The organism is Streptomyces sp. DH10 (assembly GCF_029813805.1).
Classification (GTDB): domain Bacteria; phylum Actinomycetota; class Actinomycetes; order Streptomycetales; family Streptomycetaceae; genus Streptomyces; species Streptomyces coeruleofuscus.
On record NZ_JARVKU010000004.1, the window covers coordinates 535,361 to 557,096 of the forward strand.

Sequence of the window (21,736 nt, forward strand, 5' to 3'; positions counted from 1 at the left end):
GCCGTCAGCGTTCCTTCGGCCCTGACAGGTCGATGTCGTGGACCGGGATGTCCGGGGTGTCGGCGGCCGAACGCAGCAGCCGCGTGAAGCGGGTGCAGAGGGCCTCGACGGTGGCCCGGTCGAACAGCTCCGTCCGGTATTCGACCACGCCGTCGAGTCCGCGGCAGGTGCCGTCGGCGTCCCGCCGCTCGAACAGGCCGAAGGTCAGGTCGAAACCGGCGGAACCCCTGACGACCAGGTCCACCGTGGCGGACCCGCCCGGCAGCTCCAGCCTGTCGGGGAGGGAAGGCGTGAGAACCAGCATCACCTGGAACAAGGATCGGCCGAAAACGGCCTGCCCGCTCGCCGCCCGCCGTGGGCCCTGCGCCTCCACGACCAGGTCGAAGGGAACATCCTGGTGGGCGAAGGCCGCCAGATCGGCCCGCGTGACCCGGCCGAGCAGCTCACGGAAGGTCGGCTCGCCCGAGGTGTCGGTGCGCAGGGCGAGCGTATTCACGAAGAAGCCGACGAGGCCGTCGAGCTCCGCGTCCGCGCGGTCGGAGACCGCCGTGCCGATCGGGATGTCCGTACCGGCGCCGAGGCGGGTGAGCAGCGCGGCCAGTCCGGCGTGCACCACCAGGAAGAGGCTGGCCTGCTCGTCCGCGGCCACCTCCAGGAGCCGCCCGTGTACGTCCGCGGGGACGGTGAAGGCGACCGTGTCGCCGGTGGTGTGCGCCGGACGCCCTGACGGCGCCTGCTCCGTGCGGTCGGTGGGGAGCGGGATACGTTCCGGCAGACCGGCCAAGGTCTTGTTCCAGTAGGCGAGCTGACCGGCCCGCAGGGCGCTGGGCTCGCCGTCGGTGCCGAGCAGTTCACGCTGCCACAGGGTGAAGTCGGCGTACTGAGTGGGTAACGGCGGCCAGTCAGGGGCGTCACCTGTGACGCGGGCCCGGTACGCGGTGCCGAGGTCGTCCAGCAGCCGCGGCAGCGAGGCGCGGTCGCAGGCGATGTGGTGAAGCAGCAGGAGCAACGTCTGCCTTCGCGAGGTCTCAGTGGTGAAAAGGACCGTGCGCAAGGGGAGTTCGCTCTCCAGGCGGAAGGGGCGTCCGGCCGCGGCGCTCAACGCGTCCGGCAGCTGGTCCTGGGCGACGGGTTCGACCGTGAGTGCCGGGCGCGCGGCCGTGACCGGCAGGATGTGCTGGACCGCCTGGCCGTCCCGCTGCCGGATGAGGGTGCGCAGGGTTTCGTGCCGGGCCGTGAGGTCGCCCAGGGCGGCCCGGAGCGCATCCTGGTCCAGCTCGCCGTCCCAGCGCAGCACCAGGGGAACGTTGTAGGTGTTGTCGGGGCCTGCGAGCCTGTGCAGGAACCAGAAGCGCCGTTGGCCGAAGGAGAGCGGGACCGGCTCGGCGCCCCGGTCCTCGGCCAGTGGAAGCCGAGGGACGGGCCGGGGCCCCGATGCCGGGGAGATGTCGCCCGGATGATCCGTGTCGCCCAGATGAGCGGCGAGCCTGGCGACGGTCGGGTGGACGAAGACGTCCCTGACATCCGGCTCCGCTCGGGCGCCGAGGCCGGCTCGGCGCACCATGGTGACCAGCCGCGCCGCCCGCAGGCTGTCGCCCCCGAGGTCGAAGAAGTCGTCGTCCGCGCACACCTGTTCCACGCCGAGCAGGTCGGCGTACAGCCCGGCCAGTTCGGCTTCCAGCGGCGTGTCCGGGGCGCGTGACGGTGTGTGCGCGCGGGCGTGGGGGGAAGGGAGCGCCGCCCGGTCCAGCTTCCCGTTGGGGGTGAGCGGCAGCCTGTCGAGCGGGACGAACAGGGACGGGACCAGATGCGCCGGAAGTCGCTCGCGCAGCCATGTCCGCAGCCGGGCGAGAGCCGGCCCGGGATCGTCCGCCGCCTCCCGGGTGGGGACGACGTAGGCCACCAACCGTGTGGCCCCGTCGGCTCCCTGATCGCCGTCCGCCCCGGCGCGGGCCGGACCGTGCGGAGTGCCGGACCGCGCCACCACGGCGCCGCCCGCCACGCCGGGGGCGGCCAGCAGCGCCGCCTCGGCCTCGGCCGGTTCGATCCGGAAGCCACGGATCTTGACCTGGTCGTCCGCCCTGCCGAGATACTCCAGTGAGCCGTCCTGACGGGCGCGTACGAGGTCGCCCGAGCGGTACAGCCGGGACCCGGCGGGTCCGAAGGGGTCGGCCACGAAGCGTTGCGCCGTCAACGCGGAACGGTGCAGATAGCCCCTGGCCACACCGGAACCCGCGACGTACAGCTCACCGGCCACCCCGGGGGGCACCGGGCGCAGCCGGTTGTCCAGAACGTACAGCCGGGTGCCGGCGATGGCCTTGCCGATCGGGACAACCGGCGCCGTGCCGTGGTCGTGGTCCAGGTCGACCCAGGTCGAGATGACGGCGGTCTCGGTGATGCCGTACATGTTGACCAGGACGGGCAAGGAGTCCTGGTGCCGCCCGTACCAGGAACGCACGACGGCAGGGGAGAGCGCCTCACCGCCGAAGATGACCCAGCGCAGGGCCAACCCCCGCCCCCGCTCCGGCTCTTCGGCGTCGGCCTGCTCCAGCGACCGGAAGGCGGAGGGCGTCTGGTTGAGCACCGTCACACGTTCCCGCACCAGCAGGTCGAGAAGGGCGCCAGGGGAGCGTCTCGCCTCGTGGGGGACGAGCACCAGTCGGCCACCGTGCGCGAGGGCGCCCCACATCTCCCATACGGAGAAGTCGAAGGCACAGGAGTGGAACATCGCCCAGGTGTCGTCGGGGCCGAAGCCGAACTCGGCGGCTCCCGCCCGCAACAGTGTCACCGGACCGCGGTGCGGGACCACCACGCCCTTGGGGCGGCCGGTGGATCCGGAGGTGTAGATGACGTATGCGGCATGGTCGGGCCTCAGCGCCCCCGTGCGGTCCGCGTCGGTCGGGTTGGCGTCGCTGTCCGTCGCGTCGGCGTCGCTCGTCGCCGACGCGGTCATGGCCGAGGCGGCTCCCGTCGGGTCCGCCTCGGAGAGAACGCATACCGGCTGGGCGTCGGCGAGGATCCGCTCCGTGTGCTCCGGCGGCCATCCCGTGTCGAGCGGGAGGTAGGCCGCGCCGGTCTTGGACACCGCCAGGATCGCGATGACCAGGTCCTCGGAGCGGGGGAGCAGGACGGCGACGGTGCGTTCGGGTCCCGCGCCGCGCCGGATCAGCGTCCTGGCCAGCCGATTGGCGCGCGTGTTGAGCTCGGCGTAGGTGAGCTGCCGGTCGCCGTGGCCGACCGCCGGGGCGTGCGGAGTAAGTGCGGCCCAGTGTTCGAACAGCTCGGGGAGCGTACGCGGGGAGGGGGATGAGGGTGTGCCGATGCCCGGTACGAGCAGCCGGCGCTCTTCCGGTATCAGCAGATCCAGCTCTCCGACGGGGCGCCCGGGTTCGTCGATCAGCTGGTCGAGCAGACGTACGCAGCGGTCGGCCTCGGCGGCGACTTCCTCGGGCTCGTACCGCCCGGCCTCGGCGTACACCTCCACCATCAGGCCGGCCCGGCCGCGTTCCGGCCTGATCATGACGGAGAGGTCCTCCACCGCGCCGGTGTTGAGCTGTCTGAGGGTCATCGGGCGCCCGGCGAAACTGCGGCCGAAGCTGAAGGGGACGATGTTCGCGGTCAGTCGGTACGGCGCGTGCGCGGACCCGGTGGAGCCGAGGTCACGGCGGAGGTCCTCGTACCGATAGCGCTGGTGGTCGAGGGCGAGGGCGGTCGCCTCGTCGACGGTCCGGATCAGTTCGGAGGTCGGCCGACGCAGGTCGACCGGTACCCGCAGCGGGAGCACGTTCGACGCCGCACCGGTCACGGCGCCCGCCGTCTTGGGGGTTCGGCCGGCGACGGGGAACCCCACGACGACCTCATCGCCCCCGCCGGTGCGGGCATGGTCCAGCAGGACGGCGGAGGCGGTCGCCACCACCGTCCAGGGGACGCCGAGTTCGCGTGCACGTGTGCGGAGGGCGGCCACCCGGTCCTCGGGCATCCGGGACGCACAGCGCACCGGCGCCCCGCGCGTCCGGCCGGGTATGTCCCGGCCAGGTGCGGCGGGCCGGGACATACCCGGCCGGACGGCTCCCGGCCAACCGGCCATCTTCGCCATCCAGAACGCACGGTCGGCTTCGAAGTCGGGCGTGGAGCGGTAGGCCCGCTCTGCGTTGAGCAGGGTGTCCAACGGCACCTGGTGGCCGGGCATCGGGGACTCGCCGCGCTCCAACGCCGCGTAGACCTCGCCGAGCCGTCGGGCGAACAGCGCCAGGCCGAAGCCGTCCACCACCAGATGGTGGACGAGCAGATACCAGCAGACCCGGTCCTCCGCGAGACGCAGGAACGCCGTCCTGAACGCCGGACCGTTCTCCAGGTCGAGCGGGCGGGGGATGTCCGCCCGCATCCAGTCCAGCGCGGCGGCCATCGGTGCGGGTTCCCGCCGGAGGTCGACGACCGGTATCCGCCAGGTGGGGAGGGGGCCGACCCACTGCCTCGGCTCCCCGGAGGCAGTGACGGCGAACCGGGACCTGAACGGCTCGGTCTCCGCCACGGCGAACCGGAAGGCCGCCTCGTACAGCTCCGGTTCGAGATCTCCGGCGATCTCGAACGCACTCGCCAGTTGGTACCGGGCCGGAGACGCCAGCTGCTGCGCCATCCAGATCCCGTGCTGCGTCGTGGTGAGCGGCATCGACGGGTGGTGCGCCGAGTGCCCATGCCCGGGCTCATTCCTCATGGAGTGTTCACCGACCCCTTCCGCGGTGCCCTGGAGGCCCACTTCCCGACGAGTACGCGGCCGACATCGGCGAGCGCGGCGGGGCGTCCCATCTCCATGTGCGTGCAGTCGACCGGAAGGATTTCGAGCGACCCCTTGATCAGCGGACGCCACAGGCCGAGCGCGGTCTCCGGCGAGTGGTCCCGCGCGGTGAACATCACGGTGTTCCCGCCGAACGGGCGAGGCTCGTGCAGGCCGGCGACCCGCGCGTTGTTGGCGAAGGTCCGGGCCAGCGTGGCGATCTGCTGGTCGTCGAACGAGGCCAGCCGTCCCTCCTGCGTACGGATGATCTCCACGAACCGCGGATACGTCAGCGAATCGCCCGTCCGGAGGCAGGGGTCGTAGCCGAAGAATTCCAGGAGCATCGAGAGGACGTCCCGGCCGGCGACCGGAACCGGCGCGGCCTCGGCCGAGGCGGTGGCGTCGGCGACGTTCGCGCCCGCGGGGTAGGCGTCCAGGAGCACCAGCGTCTCCACCGACTCGCCGCTCTCCTCCAGCTGAACCGCCATCTCATGGGCGACCACCCCGCCGAAGGACCAGCCGAGGAGGCGGTAGGGGCCCGTGGGCTGGACGGAACGGACATGGTCCAGGTAGTCCGCGGCCATCTCCCGCAGGGACGCCGGCAGAACGTCGGATCCGTCCAGGCCCCGGGCCTGCAGGCCGAAGACCGGCCGATCCGAGCCGAGCGGCGAGGTGAGTCCCGCGTAGCACCAAGAGAATCCCGCCGCCGGGTGCACGCAGAACAGAGGCGCCTCGGAGCCCGACTCCCGGAGCGGCAGCAGGACTCCGCTGCCGGTTTCGTCGAACCTCCCCCGCATGCCCCGCCACCTGTTGCTCGCGGTGTCGTCGCCCGCCTCGGGCGAGAGGTGAGAACCGACGCTTCCGGCAGGCTCGGCGGCCGTGTCCTCCACCTTCGCGGTGTCCACGGCCTCCGGACCCTTCGAACGGTTCGTCTCGCGCACGACCCGGGCCAGGGCCGTGACCGTCTTGTGCTCGAAGATGTCCTGCGGTGTGAGGACGAGACCCACACGGCGCAGTCGGCTCAGCAGCTGGATCGACAACATGCTGTCGCCGCCGAGGTCGAAGAAGCTGACGTCCGTGGCGACTTCGGGGAGCCGGAGAACCTCACGGAACACCTGCGCCACGTGCTCCTCCCGCGCCATGTGCTCCTGCCGCGCTCCGTCGGCGGTCGGCGGGTCGGCCTCCAGCGGCCGTACCCCCCTCGGCGGCTTCTCGCGGTCGAGCTTCCCACTGCCCGTACGCGGCAGCACCGAGGCGGCCTTCAGCTCGGCCGGGACCAGATGTGCCGGCAGGCGCTCGGCCGCCCAGTCCCGCAGCGCGTGGCGGCTGGGGATGCGGGCGCCCTCCGCGGGCACCAGGTAGGCCACGAGCCGGGCGTCGCCACTCGTCCCCTTCCGGACACAGGCCATGACCTCGGTGACCGCGGGGTGCCGGGCGATCACCGCCTCCACCTCGCCGAGTTCGATGCGGAAGCCGTTGACCTTGACCTGGGCGTCCGCGCGGCCGAGGAAGTCGAGCTGCCCGTCGGGGCGCCAACGGGCCAGATCACCGGTCCGGTACATCCGCTCGCCGGGCGGGCCGAAGGGGTCGGCGACGAAGCGCTCGGCGGTCAGCCCGGGCCGGTTCAGATATCCCCGGGCAAGGCCGTCTCCCGCCAGGTACAACTCGCCCTGGCGGTCGGCCTCCACGCGGCGGAGTGAGCTGTCGAGCACGTAGGCGCGTACGTGGCCCAGCGGCCGTCCGATGGGCGGTGCGCCCTCCGGCACAGGACCGTCGCCCGCCGAGGCGGTGACATGGACGGTGGCCGCGGTGGCGTAGACGGTGGCTTCGGTGGGCCCGTACATGTTGAGCGCCCGGGTGCCGGGCATGATCTCCCCGATCCGAGCGGCGAGGGATGCCGGGAGTGCCTCACCGATCATCCACAGCGTCGTGGCCGACACCTTGAGACCGCCGGTCTCGATCAGCTTCGAGAACACCGAAGGGATGGCGCACAGCAGACCGCCCGACCAGCGCGGCGGGTCACCGTCGATCAGCGACAGGAGATTGCCGACCACCTCGACGCTGCCGCCGCCCGCCAGCGCCGGGAAGATCTCGGCCACCGACGCGTCGAAGCTGAAGGAGCTCGCCGCCAGCACGTGTGCCAACGACTCGGCGCCGAACTCGGCGGCCACCCAGTCCACCAGCGCGACCACACCACAGTGCGGCACCACGACCCCCTTGGGCGTACCGGTGGAGCCCGAGGTGTGGATGACGTACGCGGGATGTGAGGGCAGCAGCGGCTCGGGGCGGTCGGCGTCGGACGGTGCCGTGGGTGAGAAGTGCCTCAACTCCCCCTCGATCGCCGGGTCGTCGAGCCGGATCGTCGTGGTCCACCGGCTCACGACGTCCGCGGCGTACGAGTCGGTGGCCGCGTCGGTCAGCACACAGACCGGTTCCGCGTCCTCGACCATGAAGCGGAGCCGCTCGGCGGGGTAACCGGGGTCGAGCGGCAGGTACGCGGCGCCGGTCTTGAGCACCGCGAGCATCGCCACGAGTGTCCCGGCGCACCGTGGGAGCAGCAGCCCGACGACCGACTCCGGCCCGGCACCCCGGTCGAGCAGGAGCCGGGCCAGCCGGTTGGCACGCTCGTGGAGTTCCGCGTAGGTGAGCTTGTCGTCGGCGCCGATGACGGCGACCGCGTCGGAGTGGCTCCGGGCGGCGCTCTCCAGCAGGTCGGTGAGCGTTCTGCGGGGAGCTCCGGAGGCCGCGCCGCTCGTCCAGGAGTGAACGGCCGCCCACTCGTCCGCCGCCGACAGGTCGAAGGTGCCCAGCGGCTCCCCCGGGCCGGCCACGGCCAGGGACAGCAGACGCCCGAAACGCCTGGCGTGTGCATCGAGTTCGGCGGCGGAACAGCGATCCGCCGCGCCGCTGAGGACGATCCGCAGCCGCTGGTCCGCGGGGTCGTCGTCGAATACGACGCGTATGTCGTGGACGGGGTCGGGCACCAGGTCGTGTACCACTGCGGACAGTTCACCGAATCGCACGAGGGCCCCGGGGGTGCGGACGTCGGCGATCGGCCCGAACGGCAGGGGCCGATCGTCCGGCACCCCGGCCTCGCGACACAACTCCCGGTGGCCCAGCCGCTGGTGTCTGACCGCCTCGCGCACCTCCCGGGTGACGTCCTGGACGAGCCCGGCGAAGGTGGCAGTGGGCCGTACCGTCAGCCGGAGCGGCACGATGTACTCGCTCGCGTCCGGGACGCGCTTGCTCACCCGGCTCGGCCGGCCGTCCATCGGCATGCCGATCACCAGGTCCGTGGCGCCGCTCAGCCGGTGGGCGTACGCGGCCACGGCGGCGCACAGCACCACCCGTGCCGGCACACATGCGTGACGGGCGGTGGCACGTACCAGGTCCGTGTCGGCGGTGCCGAGCGTCACCGGGCTGGAGTTCACCGCGGCCCGCGGCCCGTCGGTGTCCCGGGCCGGAGCTGACGCGAACGTCACCGGCTCGGGGAAGTCGCGGAACCGCCGGCGCCAGTGGGCGCGATCGGCCTCCTGCGCGGCGGACCCGGCGTAACCCGCCGTCGCCGAGGCCAGTTGGGCCCGGGTGGCCAAGGCCCCGTCAGCGGCCGAGCGGCCCTCGGCGAGCGCCGTGTACACCTCGGAGACCCGACGGGTGAGCAGCGCACAGCCGAAGCGGTCGACAACGGCCCGGTGGTGTCGGTGGAACCAGTGGTGGCGGTCCGGTCCGAGCCGCAGCAACGCCTGGGTGGACCAGGGCTGCCCGGTCTCCTCGCCGCCCCGTGCGGGCTCCGCTTCCCGCTCGAGCGCCGCGCGTGTCCACGCATCGGCCGCGCCCCGCGGGTCCGCCTCCGTGCTCAGGTCCACCACGGGCAGCGGCAGGTTGTCCGGGATCTCCGGGGCGGGCGGTCCGTCCGGTCCCTCTCCGGCGAAGCGCACCGGCGGTGCGGTGGTCTCGGCCACGACCTGGGCGACCGCCTTGCCCAGCGTGGTGAGGTCCAGGTCGCCGTGGATCTCCACGAGCTGGGCGATGTGGCTGCTGGGGGCGGTGGGCACCGAACCGGAGTGTCGTACGGCACGCCAGGCGTCCTGTCCGGCGGCGGGCATGTCAGTGGGCGGGCCCTGGCGGTCAGCCATGGTCGGTGCCTCCCCGGGCGACGAGGTGCTGCGACGAGTACGGGTAGAAGCCACGGCCCGACTTGCGTCCCACGTTGCCTTCGGCGACGAGACGGGCCAGCAGGGAGCAGGGCCGGAAGCGGTCCTCGCCGGTATGCCGGCGCAGCACCTCCAGCGAGTCGGCGATGGTGTCGAGACCGATGAGGTCGGCCGTGCGCAACGGCCCCATGGGGTGACCGAAGCAGTCCTGGAAAACGCGGTCCACGGTCTCGGCGTCGGCGGTTCCCTCGCCCAGTACGGCTGCCGCTTCGTTGAGCGTCAGCATCAGCACCCGGTTCGTCACGAAGCCGGGGGCGTCGCGCACCACGAGGGCGTGCTTTCCGACGCGGGCGAGGAAGCCTTCCGTGCGCTCCAGGGTGAGATCGCTGGTCTCCGGCGCGCGGATGACCTCCACCGCGTCCTTGAGCGGCGCCGGGTTCATGAAGTGGGTGCCGATGACCCGGTCGGGGCGGGCGGTGAAGGACCCGAGGCGACTGACCGGGATGCATGAGGTGTTGGAAGCGAAGATCGTCTCGGCCCCGCAGATCCGGTCCAGCTCGCGGAGGATCTTCTCCTTGATGTCCTCGTCCTCCCGGGCGCACTCCACCACCAGGGGCGCGGCCGCCATGTCGGCGAGCTCGGCGGACCAGGTCACGAGGGACTCGGTGCGGGATGCGGTCGCGCCCGTCTGCGCCTGCCGGGACCTCCGGCGCAGCAGCGTGGCCGTCCTGATCCCGGCGCGCAGCCGTGCCGGCCCCGAGGCCAGCGCCCCGGGGTCGTTGTCGACGACGACCACGGGATGGCCGGCTTCGGCGAAGCACTGCGCCACACCGACCCCCATCGTGCCCGCGCCGACGACGCCCACCAGTGACCCGGCCGGAACGGTCTGCGCGGCCTGTTGAACGTGTGTCTGATCGCCCACTGTTGCAGGTCTCCTTCGTCGGCCGGGCCGCGTCAGTCGGTGTGCGCGGGCCGTGCCGCGGCCGGCTCCGCAGGTGTGCTCGCGCTGGTCGTCGTGCGGAGGGGCCACAGGCCGGACAGCGGTGCACCGGGGGCGCGGGTGGCCGCACGCAGCATGGCGATCAGTCCTTCGACGAGGGCCCGGGCACTCGACCGGTCGAAGAGCTCGGTGCGGTAGTCCAACGAGACGGACAGCTCGTCCCGCGCCGGCCCTTCGACGACGGACCAGGACAGGTCCGGCTCGCTGCGGCCGGGCGGCAGGGTGAGCCGTCCCGCGTCCGTGCCGGGCCACCGTACGGGGGCCGCCTCCACCCCGGCTGCCGAGCCGAGTGCCGCCGGCAGCGCCTGGTAGGAGTACGCCACATCGAACAGCGGTGCCCTGCCGGGCTCGTCGGGCAGTCCGGCCGCGCGCGCGATGTCGGCGAGCGGCACATCCCGGTGCTGTTCCGCGCCGGTGATGGCGCGCCGTACCCGGTCGGTGAGCTTCTCGAAGGACGGGTCGTCGGACAGGTCCAGACGCAGCGGCAGGCTCCGGGCGAAGGGGCCCACCCGGGTGCGGGTCGCCGCGAGGGGAAGCGCCGTGCCGGTCAGTCCGATGAGCGCCTCGTCCGCCTCCGTGTGCCGGACGAGCAGGGCGGTGAGGGCCGCCAGCACGCTCTCCCTGGTCCCGGAACGGCCCACCGCGTGGGCGAGGTCGTCGGGAATCCGGGACCCGAGGGTGCCGGTGGCGTGGGTCCCCTGGGCAGGCCGGGCCCGGTCCAGCGGCGGCGCGCCATCGGCCAGTCCCGTCAGTGCCCCTCTCCAGTAGGCGAGTTGGTCCTCCCTATGGGGGCCTGACCAGGCCTCGGTGTGCTCGCCGGACAGCGCGGGAAGCTCGGCCCGGCGTCCGTCCACGCGGGCGCCGTACAGCGCGAGCAGGTCCCGGAAGAACACCTCCGGCTGACCACCGTCGTAAGCCTGCCGGTGGGTGGTCACCAGCAGGACGTGCTCATCCGGGCCCGTCGTCGCGAGGAGCGCGTGGAGCCGGTGACCCGATGCCGGATCGAGTACGAGTGCGGCCTCGGCCTGCGCGATCTCCCTGGCCGCGAACAGGGGCGCGCTCTCGCCGGAGACGTCCGCGGTGGTGAAGCAGCCGTCGCCGAGCAACGAGCCGTGCCCCACGGCTTCGGCGGTCCTGGCACGCAACACCTCGTGCCGCTCCGCCAGTTCCTCCAGCGCCGCGCGCAGCTCGGGGAGCCGCACCTCGCCGCGCAGCTCGAGGCAGCTGACGACGGGGGTGGCGACCGGGACCAACGGGGCAGGCGGCGTGTCCGGTACGTCCGCGACCGGTCCGCTCGCCGGAGGAGAACCGGCGGGGAGGTCGCCGTAGGTCGTGTTCTCGTTGTCCGCGACGGCGTGCAGGAGCTCCAGGAACGCCTCGGACATGGCGGAGATCGTGTCGGCGTCGAAGAGCTGCGTCGCGTACTCCATCATGACCACGATGTCGTCCTGGCCCGCCAGCTCGCCGACGACCATCGAGATGTCGAACTTGGCCGTGCCGGGGGGAAGCCCGGGGAGATGCGTGAGGATCTCCGGGTCGTGCGCCGGTCCGACGGCGATCTCGCCGACGGCGGCGGCCGGTGGCAGCGTCTGGTGCACGTACATCACGTCGAAGAGCGGGTTACGGCTCGGATCACGGTCGACCGCGACCTCGCGCACGACCTTGTCGAACGGGATCTCCTGGTGGTCGAGGGCGCCGAGCACCACCCCGCGCACCTGGCGCAGCAGCTCGCGGAAGCTCGGGTCGCCCGACAGGTCCGAGCGCAGCGCGACGGTGTTGTTGAAGAAGCCGAGCAGATCCCACAGTTCGGGCCGGCTGCGACCGATGGTCGGGGTGCCGACGACGATGTCCCGCTGACCGGACCAGCGTGCGAGCAGCACGTTGAGCGCGGTGAGCAGCACCATGAACAGGGTGGCCGTCTCCTGGGCGCCCACGTCGCGCAGCCGATGCACCAGTGAGCCCGGAATGGTGAACCCGTGGGTCGCACCCGCGAAGTCTCTCCGGCTGGGGCGCGGCCGGTCGGTGGGGAGCTCCAGCGTGGGCGGGTCGCTGAGCCGTTCACGCCAGTAGCTCAGTTCACCGTCGAGGCGGGAGTCGGCCATCAGCTCGCGCTGCCAACGCGCGTAGTCCGCGTATTGCACCGGCAGCGGCTCGACGTCGGGGGCACGGTCCTCCAGGCGGGCCGTGTAGAACTTCAGCAGATCCCGCATGTGGATCTGCGGAGCCCAGCCATCGTTCACCGCATGGTGCATGCACCAGCAGACGATGTGGTCGTCTTCCCCGAGCCGCACGACGGTCACCCGTATGAGCGGTTCGTCGGCGAGGTCGAAGACGAAGCGGGTGGCGGCGCTGATGACCGCACCCGCCGCGGCCTCCGGGGCGTCCTCGCCCCGGAGGTCCAGGTACGTGAAGAAGTCGCCCAGTTCGGGCCGGATCACGAGCTCGGGCCTGCCGTCGGCCTCGACGAAATTGGACCGCAGCACCTCGTGGCGCCGCGCCAGGTCCTCCCAGGCGAGCCTGAACCGCTCGACGTCCAAGGGGCCTCGGTAGCGGGTGGCTCCGGGGAGGTTGTAGAGCGTGGTCGTCGGATCGAGCTGGTGGTGGAACCACATGCGCTCCTGCCCGTACGACAGCACCGGCTCGCCGCCCGGGACGATCGGCGGCAACTGGGAGTCGGGCATCTCGGGGACTACGGGGGCCGTCGGCGCGTCGGCGGCGCTCGGCGATTCGGGCGTGGGCGCGTGCGGCGCCCGGTCGTGAATGGCCTGCGCGAGCGAGCCGACGACGGGGTGGTCGTAGATGTCCACCAGCTTGAGCCGGACCCCGTGCCGCACTCGCACCCGCTCCACGAGCTGGAGAGCGATGACGGAGTTGCCGCCGATGGAGAAGTAGTCCGCGTCGGCCGGGACCTCATCCGCGTGCAGCAGCTCGACGAGTGTGTCCCGCAGCCAGTCCACTACGGCCCGGGATTCTTCGGTCCCTTGCTCGCCGAGTGCGCGGACCGGTTCCGCGGCGGCAGGTGCAGGTGCAGGCACCGGAGCAGGAACGGGTGCCGGAGCAGTGGGCCGGCGGAGTACTTCCTCGAAGGGCAGCACCTCACCCAGTGGCCTGGCCCAGCAGCGAACGCCGGTGAACGGATGTCCCGGCAGCGGAACCCGGCGCGCCGACGGATGGGCCCGAAGCACCGGCCAGTCCAGGTCGACGCCCTCCTCGTACAACCTGCCCAGCAGCTCCAGTACGGCGGCGTCGGCGTCGACGGCGCCGGGCTGGAGACAGAGCACGCGGGCGTCCGCGCGGTCGTGGAGGTGGACCGTCAACCGGTCGCTGATCTCGCCACGGGAAGCCAGCTCCACGAACACCACGGGGCCGTCGGAGAGCTGCTCGTCCGCCGCCGCGTGGAGCTGCTCCACCCGCAGCGGGTCCCCCGCCACCGCCGGGTCCTGCCCGCTGTGCGCTCGCCGCAGCGTGGCGGTGTCCTCTGCGCCGAGATCACCCCGCAGGTACCGAGCGGTGTAGCGGGAGATCCCCGAACTCATCAGCCCGTCCGGCGAGACGCCGGCCCGGACCAGCCGGTGGTACGTCGCGAGCTGCCCGCCGACCATCGCGGCGCGGTCGGCCGGTGCGGGCAACTCGTCCGGCAGCTGGTCGGGCAGCTGATCGCGGGGCTCGTAGGGTGTGGCGTCCGCGGAGAGCAGGAAGACCACCCGAGGTGCGGCCGGTGAGCCGGTGGCAGCCGCCTGGTCCGCCTCCCCCTCCTCGAGCCGACGCCAGGTGACCTCGGCGGCCAGGCGTGCCGCGAGCTCGGAGGTGTCCCGGGCGACCACGGACGCACGGTAGGGGTCGTGGTCCCTTCCCTCGTTCAGCGTCCGCGCGACGTCGGCCAGCGAATGGGCGGTGTGACGCAGTTCGAGCGACAGCAGCTCGCACTGTGCGAGCAGGTCCGCCCGGCTGCGGGCGGACACCGCGATCAGCTGCGGGGCGCTGACCGCGGGGCGTACCGGGGCGGTCACCGGGGGCTGCTCCACCACGCAGTGCGCGTTGACGCCGCCGAGGCTGAACGAGCTCACGCCCGCCCGGCGCGTCTCGTCGTCCCACTGCTCGAGCGAGGTGACGACCTCGAGGCGGGCACCTTCGAGGTCGACCTCGTCGGCGGGCTCCTCGAAGTGCAGCGAAGGGTACAGCTCGCCGTGGCGCACGCTGAGTACCGCCTTGACCAGCCCGGCGATTCCCGCGGCGTGGTCCAGGTGCCCGATGTTGGTCTTGACCGAGCCCACCTTCACCGTACGGTCGCCGTCGGGACGGGCGAGGGCCAGGCCCTCGGCCTCGACCGCGTCGCCGAGCCGGGTGCCCGAACCGTGTGTCTCGATGTATCCGGCGGTCGCCGGGTCCAGCGAGGCGTTGCGCCACGCCTTGGTGATGGCCTGGGCCTGCGAGCGGGCACTCGGAGTGCTGATGGTCGCGGAGTGCCGGCCGTTGTGCGCCACGGCGCTGCCGCGGATCACGGCGTGGATGAACGAGCCCTCCGCCACCGCCCGTTCCAGCGTGGTGAGGAGCACTACCCCGCCGCCCTCGCCGGCGCCCGCACCGTCCGCGGCCCGGTCGAACGCGCGGGACCGGGCGGTGGGCGAGCTGATACCGGGAAAGTCGGCCATCGTGGCCGCCGGCGGCACGACGTGGCGCAGGCTCACGCCGCCCACGACGGCGTGGTCCGCGTCGCCGTCGCCGAGTTCACGGCATGCCTGGTGGACGGCGACGAGTGAGCCGTTGCAGCCGGTGTCCACGCCGTAACAGGGGCCGGTGAAACCGAAGACGTGCGAGATCCTGGCGGGCAGGGCACAGGGGATGTTTCCGCTCATGCTGAGCGTGCCCTGTTCGCGCACCAGAGGTGCGTAGCCGTTGTTCGGCGAGCTGAAGATCACCGCTGTCCGGCTGTCCCGGAGCCCGGACGGGGCGTATCCGGCGTTCTCCAGCGCTTCCTGGGTGAGCTGGAGTGCCAGCCGGTGCTGCGGGTCTGTCACCTCCGCCTCGCGACGGGACATCCCGAAGTGCTCGTGGTCGAAGAGGTCGATCCGCTCGAGGTAACCCTGCTCCGGATAGTCGTGCCGGGGATCGAGCCCGGTACTCCGGATCCGCTCCGGAGGGATCGGACGCACCGAGTCCCTCCCCGCCCGCAGGTTCGCCCGGAAGGCGGCGAGGGAATCCGCCTGCGGGAATCTCGTGGCGATGCCGATCACCGCGACGGCCGGTCTGCCGTGAGTCACGCCCGTACCGCTCATGTCACCTCTCCGTTCACGTGTGTCAGAGCTCGTATGTGGCCGGTGGGGCGTGATCGTCGTCTTGCGTGCGCTCGCCCAGGCGCTCGGCGATGAGCTGGGCCTGGGTGGCGATGGTGATGTAGTCGAACAGCTCGCCCACCCGCAGCGCCTCGGGCCATCGCTTGTCCAGCCGGTCGTGCAGGTCGATGACCTTGAGCGAACTCCCGCCGACGGCGAAGAAGTTGTCGTCCGGGTCCGAGCCGGAGTGCCCGAGGACCTCCGCCCAGATCCGGCCGACGGCGAGCCGGTGCCCGCTCCAGTCCCCGCCCGCGGTGCCCCCGGATGCCTGCCGGTCTGCCGGGATCAGCGTGCGGAGCGCGGCCCGGTCCACCTTGGTGCTCCGGTCGAGCGGCATGTGGTCGACCGGTACGAACAGGGTCGGTGTGGCCTGCTCCATCAGCCGGCCCCGGCAGTGTTCGCGCAGCTTCGAGGCGTCCGGCGGCCCGCCGCCGGGCGTCGGCAGTACGAAGGCGATCACCTGCGGCTCGTCCTGCCCGGCAGGCTCGCAGAGCACCACAGCCTGCTGCACGCCCGCATGGCGCTCCAGCACGCTTTCGATCTCGCCGAGTTCGATCCTCGTGCCGCGGATCTTGGCCTGGTCGTCCGTTCTGCCGTGGTAGTGCAGCGCGCCCCGCTCATCGACGCTGGCGATGTCCCCGGTGCGGTAGAGGCGCCCGCCCGGCCGCCCGTACGGGTCCGCGACGAATCGTTCGGCCGTACGAGCCGGCTGGTTCGCGTAGCCGAGTGCCACCAGGGAGCCGCCGACGTAGAGCTCGCCCCGCTCCCCCGCCGGGACTTCACGCAGCCGCTCGTCCAGTACCAGGGTCTGCGCCCCCGGCCAGGGCCGCCCGATGGGGACACGGTCCCGGGTCGGGTCCGGATCGATCTCCACCGTGCAGGCGATGGTCGTCTCGGTGGGCCCGTACTCGTTGACGAACCGGGTCCGTGGCAGTCGCTCGTTGTGCGCGCCCACCAGCTGGGGGGTGCACGCCTCACCCCCCACGACCACCAGCCGCAGTGTGTCGGGCAGGCCGCCGGGATCCTGGAGCACCGCCCGGTAGTAGGAGGGAATATTGAACAGGTGTGTCACACGCTGTTCCCTGGCCAGCCGGGTGAACTCCGCTACCCGCATGAGCTGTCGGGGGTCGGGAAGCACCAGCGTGTGACCGTCGGTGAGCGACCAGAACATTCCGCCGAGAATCCCGTCGAAGGACAGCCGCAGCGCGATCAGGAAGACGGAGTGCTCGGTGCCGTACACCGGCCCCCGGCAGCTGATGGACGCCGCGAGCTGGCCCCGGCTGACCATCACGCCCTTGGGCACACCGGTGGATCCCGAGGTGTAGGCGACGTAGGCGGGGCTCTGCTCAGGGACCGGCGGGTACGGGTCGGTGGGCAGCTCCCGGCCCGCCTCGACGAGCCGCGTCAGGCGGAGGTCCGCCGCGTCCACGACCGTCGGCGCGGCGGGCATCGCCGCGAGCGCGGAGGCCGGCACGGCGTCGCCGCCCTCGCTCAGCACAACTGCGCAGTCGACGTCCCGGCACAGCGCCTCGAACCTGCCGACGGGCAGGTCCGGTTCCAGGACCGCCCAGGTGGCACCGGTGCGGAGTGCGGCGAGCATGGCGACCACGGACAGGGCGCTCTGCTGCGTCCGGACGCAGACGACCCGCCCCGGCCGCAGCCCGTGCCGCCACAGCAGCCGCGCAAGACCGGCCGAGGCATGGTCCAGCTCGCGGTACGTCAGCGAGACCCCGCCGATGATGAGCGCGGTCGCCTCGGGCGCCCTGAGCACCTGGCTTCGGAAGGCGGCCCACACCGGCCGTACCTCCACCGGGGCGCCTGCGGGGACGAACTCATCGGTGCCACCGGGACGTCGGGGCATCGCAGCCTCGCTTCCTGTGCCGTTCACGCGGCACCGGCGATCACGCGCGTGTGGCCGGGGGCCTTGGGCAGCGGGCGCTCCGGGTCCACGGTGAGCACGAGGTGGTCTTCGTCGGTGACCGTCGCCTCATAGCCGGCGAAGCGCATCGTGACCAGCATGTTCCGGTTGGCCTCGGTCGGGATGAAGTGCGCGACGGGGCGCCGGCCGTCCGCCAGGGCCTGCCGGGTCAGATGGTGCAGCAGCACGCTCCCCGCACCGCGCGAGGCGACTCGGCAGGACATCAGCATCAGCCGCAGGACCGAGTCCCGCCCGGCGAGTTCGGTGACGGCCAGGCCGATGATCCCGTAGTCACCGAAGCGGTCACGGAGCGTGGCCAGCAGCACCCGATGGTCCGGTGAGGAGCTCAACCGGCGCAGTTCGTCGATGCCGTAAGTCAGTCCTGTGCTGTTGAGCTGGTGCGTGCGGACGGTCAGCTCGCTGGCCCGGGACAGGTCTTCCTCGGTGGCCGGGCGCAGCTCCATGACCAGGTCGAGCGAGTCGAGGAACGCCTGGCGTCCTTCGGTGAACTGCTCTTCGGCCTCCTGGCGTTGCCACTCGGCCTGGTAGAGCCGGCGTCGCCCGGCGGCCTCCGCGGTGATGTGCTCGGGCCGGAACTCCCGGTACTTCGGGAGCTGTTCGACCTCCGTCGCCGGATAGCAGCGGACCATGGGGAGTTCGCTCGCGACCTCCGCCCGTTCCACCGGGTCGTTGTCGACGAACGCGACGGTGTCCAGACCGATGTTGAGGGCCTTCGCGATCCGGCGCACCGCGGCGGACTTGGTGCCCCAGCCCACCTCTGTCGCGCAGAACCAGTCGGCCAGTCGGCGTTTAGCCAGATGGCGCTGCGTGACGCCGCGTTCGCCCCGGCTGGCGGCGGCGTGCAGGATGCCGCGACGGTCCAGCTCGGCCAGGGTCTTCAGCGCCGAAGGGAAGGGGGCGGGATCGTCGCCCTCCAGCACCACCCCGTCCCACAGGGTGTCGTCCAGGTCCCACACCAGGCACTTGACGGTGGGCGCGCCCGCTGCCGCCGTCACGGCGACTGTCCGGGAAGGCGGGACCCGACGGGGCGGTCCGTGCCGCGCGCCGCATCACCGAAGCGGCGCAACAACCGCTCGGCTATGTGAAGTTCGGACACTTCCTGCGCTCCTTCGATGATCTCCATGACCTTGGCGTCCCGGAAGTGACGGCCCGCCCTGCTGTCGGGCGCGCAGCCGGCCGAGCCGAGCACCTGTACGGCGGCGCGGCTGCCCGCCGCCGCCGCGGAAGCCGCTGCGTACTTGGCCATGAGCGTCTCCGACACCCCGTGACCCGGGCCCGAGGCCCGTGCCTCCGCAGCCGCACGGGCGAGTTGCCGGGCCCCGGCGGCGTCCACCGCCGCCCTGGCCAGCAGTGACCGGACCGACTGGTGGTCGCCCAGGGGGATGTCGCCCTGCCGGCGGACCGCGGCGTGGGTGGCAGCGTCCTCGACGCACGCCTCCGCCATGCCCACGCATCCCCAGGCGACCGTGAACCGGCCGTGGTCGAGCGCGGTGCCGGCGACGTGGGAGAGCCCCAGGCCGGGAGGGGCGACGAGCTGCCGCCGGGGCACCCGCACGCCGTCGAAGGACAGATGGGCGATCCGGGCGCCCCGCATGCCGAGCTGGCCGTTCACGGGCTCCCGCTCGACACCGGCGCGGTCCGCGTCCACGAGCACGGCGGCCGGCTTTCCCTCGTACTTGCCGAGGACCAGGAACACGTCGGCGACCGCACCGAAGGTGACCCACCTCTTGCGGCCGCTCACGACCAGTTCCTGCTGGTCCGACCGCCCCGACGCCTCGATACGGGTTTCCACCGACCCCAGCGCGCTGCCGGCGCCCTGCTCGGTCGCGGCGAAGCCGGCGGTCAGCTCGCCGCCGGCCAGCCTGGGCAGCCAGTCGGCCCGCTGTGCCTCGGTGCCCCAGCGCAGCAACGCCGCCGCGACCATGCCTTGTACGGTCAGCAGTCCGCGCAGGGCGCTGCACTCAGCACCGATCCGTGCGGTGATCTCCCCGAGTTTCAGCGGATGGAGACCGGCGCCCCCGTACCGCTCGGGCAGGTCCGCGGCGAGCAGTCCCGACGCGGCGACCTCTTTGCGCACCGAATCGGGCAGTCCGTCGTTCTGGTCCCAGCAAGCAGCGCGGTCGTGTGCGCCGGCCGCCAGATCGGCCGCGACCCGGGACAGGTCCACGGGCTCCACGGGCGGCGGCCCCGTCGTCGCAGCGTCGGGGCCGCTTTCAGGAACCCTCGGCATGTGCCTCTCCCGGCTCGGGCGCTCCGGTCTTGCACCGGACGAACTCCGTGATGCGGTTGGCGGTGCTGAAGCGGTCCAGATCCAGGTCCTCGACCTGGACGGTGAGGGCGAAGCGGCTCTCGATGAAGGTCACCAGCTCCAGTGCGAACAGTGAGTCGGCGAGGCCCTGTGCGAAGTAGTCGTCGTCCGGCTCCACCTGCCGACGAAGAGCCGCGCTCAGAAAGCCGGTGATCTGCGACGTGATGTCGTTCATGCCGTCTTCTCCTGTGAACCTGCCTCGACCAGCAGCAGACTCCAGGCAGCCACCGGGCTCACGTTGATCAGGACCGCAAGGTCGCCGGGGGCCAGCTCTTTGCGATCGAGTGCTGTGCGGAGATTGAGGAAGACGTCATTGGGACCGAGATGTCCGTACTGCCGGAGGTTCTCCCGGCACGCCGGCAGCAGTTCGATGTCCAGGGAGTCCTCGAGGAAGGTGAAGCTCCCGGCGGACAGGTTCTGGCTGACGAAGCCGGCGACGTCCCCCCGGCCGATTCCGTTGCGCCGCAGCAGGTCGTCCAGCATCGCGGAGAGGCGGTTGCGGGTCTCCATGGCCAGGCGGAAGGAGTAGGTCCTGGGCTCCGTGCACTGTTCGCGCCACTGAGCGGTGGGGCGGTCCCGGTAGTCGACGTGGAAGAGGTCCCAGTAGCGCCCGTTGGTCAGCTGCGCGATGTCGAGTACCCGTATCGGCCCGCTGCGGGACAGCAGCAGTGCCTGCCCGCCGTCGCCGTTCACTGTGACGGGGTGGCGGTAGCGCGTGGCGGCGGCCGGCTTGCTGCCGTGCACGACCAGGACATGGTCCAGGGCCGGGTCCGCGGCCAGCAGTCCGCGGGCCGTCAGCAGGGCCGGGGTGATCGAGACACAGCCGAGCCCGCCGATCGAGAACGTGGTGGCGTTGCCGGCGCCGAGTCGGTGCTGGAGCCTGGTCGCCTCGGAGCTGAGGAACGTCTCCTGGACCCGCGACTCCACCATCACCAGGGCGCCGAGGTCCCGGGCGTCGAGCCCCGCTTGTTCGAGCGCCAGGCGCGCGGCGCGTTCTGAGAGAGTGACGGAACTCAGCTGGTCGTCCGCCCGGACCGTGTCGATGCCCAGAGTGTCGCGTGTGGCGCGCTCGGTCTCGTCGAGCGTCCGTACATCGGTGATCGGCAGAGTGTGCTCGGGCATATACCAGGCGGCGCTGCGGATGGCGACGGGTGCTGCGCCATGCTGGAGGGCCTGCTGGGACACGGTCGTTCCCCCTCGTCTACGGCGGATGTCCGGGCTGTCAGCCGATCTCTGCGATAGCGACCGCGTTGGCCATATCCGCCGGGACGTCCGTGATCCTCCCGAGAGCGACTGACGCCGAACTGACACGCCGCTGACAGCACCCGGCGTCACGGTCCGTAGCGCGGCGTTGGCGCACGGAAACAGATCGATGCGCAAGACGCCGGCCACAGCTGCGCGGAAACGAGTCCAGCCCTCAGGTCACGGCCCCGCCTACTGAGTCACGGCCCCGCCGACTGAACTCATTTCCCTCGCCCGACAGTCGCGGCCGCGTGGGGCACGCCGGCCGGTTCGCCCCGGTCGGTGTCGTCCTGCGGCAGCAGCAGTTCCTCGTAACGGCCCAGCACCAGCACCACTCCGAGCATGAGCAGCGGAATGAGCACAGCGAGCATCGCCATGGCGTGTCCTTCCCCAGAGAGGTGTGGGGGGTGTGATCCGGGTCTCCCGCAGGCCGTGGCGCAAACCAGTACGGACGGCACCGATCCGGGGCGGCGAAGCCGTGTCGGCTCCCGGTGTTCGGGTACGCGGTGCGAACCCCCGACCGTCTGGAGGGAGACATGCAGCGAGGCAGCGACCGGCTGAGCGTCCACCGGGACGACGAGATGAAGCACGAACTCCAGGGGCTGCTCAGGTCCGGGCACCCCACCCGCAGTGAGGAGTGGCACGACCCCGAGCCGGCCGCCGAGGACGACCCCGAGGTCGCGTACGGGCCGGTGACGCCGAGCCGTGCGCCGACGTCCCTGGAGTCGGTGCGTCTGGAGCTGGCCCGGATCCTGGGCCGCCGGGTGTTCCCCGCGAGCGCGCGCGACCTGGCCCGCGAGCTGCGCGGCCACCAGGCGCCCGACGCCCTCGTCGAGGCCCTGGAGCGGCTGCCGCGCCAGGAGCGCTACGGCAATGTCCAGGAGCTGGCCCAGGCCCTGATCCGGGCCCGGGAGACCGGACCGGAGGAGTACGCGTAGGGACCGCACCGGGGGCACCGCGGGCGGGTCGGCCCGCCCGCGGTGCCC

Annotated in this window: 11 protein-coding genes; 1 reads left to right on the top strand and 10 read right to left on the bottom strand. The window is 72.1% G+C overall.

Features of this window, described 5'->3' with window-relative positions; translation table 11 throughout:
• Nucleotides 1-4 precede the first annotated feature (4 nt).
• The 10 genes from QC385_RS11855 to QC385_RS11900 form a co-directional block, all read right to left on the bottom strand.
• Nucleotides 5-4,669, bottom strand: coding sequence for a non-ribosomal peptide synthetase (locus QC385_RS11855; protein ID WP_279541224.1), 4,665 nt, complete (start codon nt 4,667-4,669; stop codon nt 5-7).
• A 41-nt stretch (nt 4,670-4,710) separates the two neighbouring features.
• Nucleotides 4,711-8,910 carry an amino acid adenylation domain-containing protein gene (locus QC385_RS11860; RefSeq protein ID WP_279541225.1) on the bottom strand — a complete coding sequence of 1,400 codons (4,200 nt, stop codon included), beginning with the start codon at nt 8,908-8,910 and terminating at the stop codon, nt 4,711-4,713.
• The gene (locus tag QC385_RS11865) at nt 8,903-9,850 is read right to left on the bottom strand and encodes a 3-hydroxyacyl-CoA dehydrogenase family protein (RefSeq protein ID WP_279541226.1); all 948 of its coding nucleotides are present in this window, start codon (nt 9,848-9,850) and stop codon (nt 8,903-8,905) included. The genes QC385_RS11860 and QC385_RS11865 overlap by 8 nt, the downstream gene beginning before the upstream one ends.
• A gap of 32 nt (nt 9,851-9,882) precedes the next feature.
• Nucleotides 9,883-15,204, bottom strand: a complete 5,322-nt coding sequence (locus tag QC385_RS11870; protein ID WP_279541227.1) for a condensation domain-containing protein — start codon at nt 15,202-15,204, stop codon at nt 9,883-9,885.
• A gap of 22 nt (nt 15,205-15,226) precedes the next feature.
• Nucleotides 15,227-17,122 carry a non-ribosomal peptide synthetase gene (locus QC385_RS11875; protein ID WP_279541228.1) on the bottom strand — a complete coding sequence of 632 codons (1,896 nt, stop codon included), beginning with the start codon at nt 17,120-17,122 and terminating at the stop codon, nt 15,227-15,229.
• Between the two features lie 23 nt (nt 17,123-17,145).
• Nucleotides 17,146-18,195, bottom strand: coding sequence for an HAD-IIIC family phosphatase (locus QC385_RS11880; RefSeq protein WP_279541229.1), 1,050 nt, complete (start codon nt 18,193-18,195; stop codon nt 17,146-17,148).
• Complete coding sequence (locus QC385_RS11885; protein ID WP_279541230.1) at nt 18,192-19,376, bottom strand: acyl-CoA dehydrogenase family protein; 1,185 nt, start codon at nt 19,374-19,376, stop codon at nt 18,192-18,194. The genes QC385_RS11880 and QC385_RS11885 overlap by 4 nt, the downstream gene beginning before the upstream one ends.
• A 37-nt stretch (nt 19,377-19,413) precedes the next feature.
• Nucleotides 19,414-19,683 (bottom strand): acyl carrier protein, encoded by a 270-nt coding sequence (locus QC385_RS11890; RefSeq protein WP_279541231.1) that lies wholly within the window; start codon nt 19,681-19,683, stop codon nt 19,414-19,416.
• Nucleotides 19,680-20,630: a 3-oxoacyl-ACP synthase gene (locus QC385_RS11895; protein ID WP_443032887.1), complete on the bottom strand. Its 951-nt coding sequence runs from the start codon at nt 20,628-20,630 to the stop codon at nt 19,680-19,682. Before QC385_RS11895 ends, QC385_RS11890 begins: the two co-directional genes overlap by 4 nt.
• A gap of 341 nt (nt 20,631-20,971) precedes the next feature.
• Nucleotides 20,972-21,127: a hypothetical protein gene (locus QC385_RS11900; protein ID WP_279541233.1), complete on the bottom strand. Its 156-nt coding sequence runs from the start codon at nt 21,125-21,127 to the stop codon at nt 20,972-20,974.
• A 159-nt stretch (nt 21,128-21,286) separates the two neighbouring features.
• Between QC385_RS11900 and QC385_RS11905 the strand changes: the two genes are divergently transcribed.
• Nucleotides 21,287-21,688: a DUF2795 domain-containing protein gene (locus QC385_RS11905; protein ID WP_059420087.1), complete on the top strand. Its 402-nt coding sequence runs from the start codon at nt 21,287-21,289 to the stop codon at nt 21,686-21,688.
• Nucleotides 21,689-21,736: the final 48 nt, after the last annotated feature.

What these genes read in the sequence shown, in the direction of transcription:
- QC385_RS11855 (WP_279541224.1), bottom strand. Translation starts at nt 4,669, where the DNA reads ATGCCGCTCACCACGACGCAGCACGGGATCTGGATGGCGCAGCAGCTG.
- QC385_RS11860 (WP_279541225.1), bottom strand. Translation starts at nt 8,910, where the DNA reads ATGGCTGACCGCCAGGGCCCGCCCACTGACATGCCCGCCGCCGGACAG.
- QC385_RS11870 (WP_279541227.1), bottom strand. Translation starts at nt 15,204, where the DNA reads ATGAGCGGTACGGGCGTGACTCACGGCAGACCGGCCGTCGCGGTGATC.
- QC385_RS11875 (WP_279541228.1), bottom strand. Translation starts at nt 17,122, where the DNA reads ATGCCCCGACGTCCCGGTGGCACCGATGAGTTCGTCCCCGCAGGCGCC.
- QC385_RS11890 (WP_279541231.1), bottom strand. Translation starts at nt 19,683, where the DNA reads ATGAACGACATCACGTCGCAGATCACCGGCTTTCTGAGCGCGGCTCTT.
- QC385_RS11895 (WP_443032887.1), bottom strand. Translation starts at nt 20,630, where the DNA reads ATGCCCGAGCACACTCTGCCGATCACCGATGTACGGACGCTCGACGAG.
- QC385_RS11900 (WP_279541233.1), bottom strand. Translation starts at nt 21,127, where the DNA reads ATGGCGATGCTCGCTGTGCTCATTCCGCTGCTCATGCTCGGAGTGGTG.
- QC385_RS11905 (WP_059420087.1), top strand. Translation starts at nt 21,287, where the DNA reads ATGCAGCGAGGCAGCGACCGGCTGAGCGTCCACCGGGACGACGAGATG.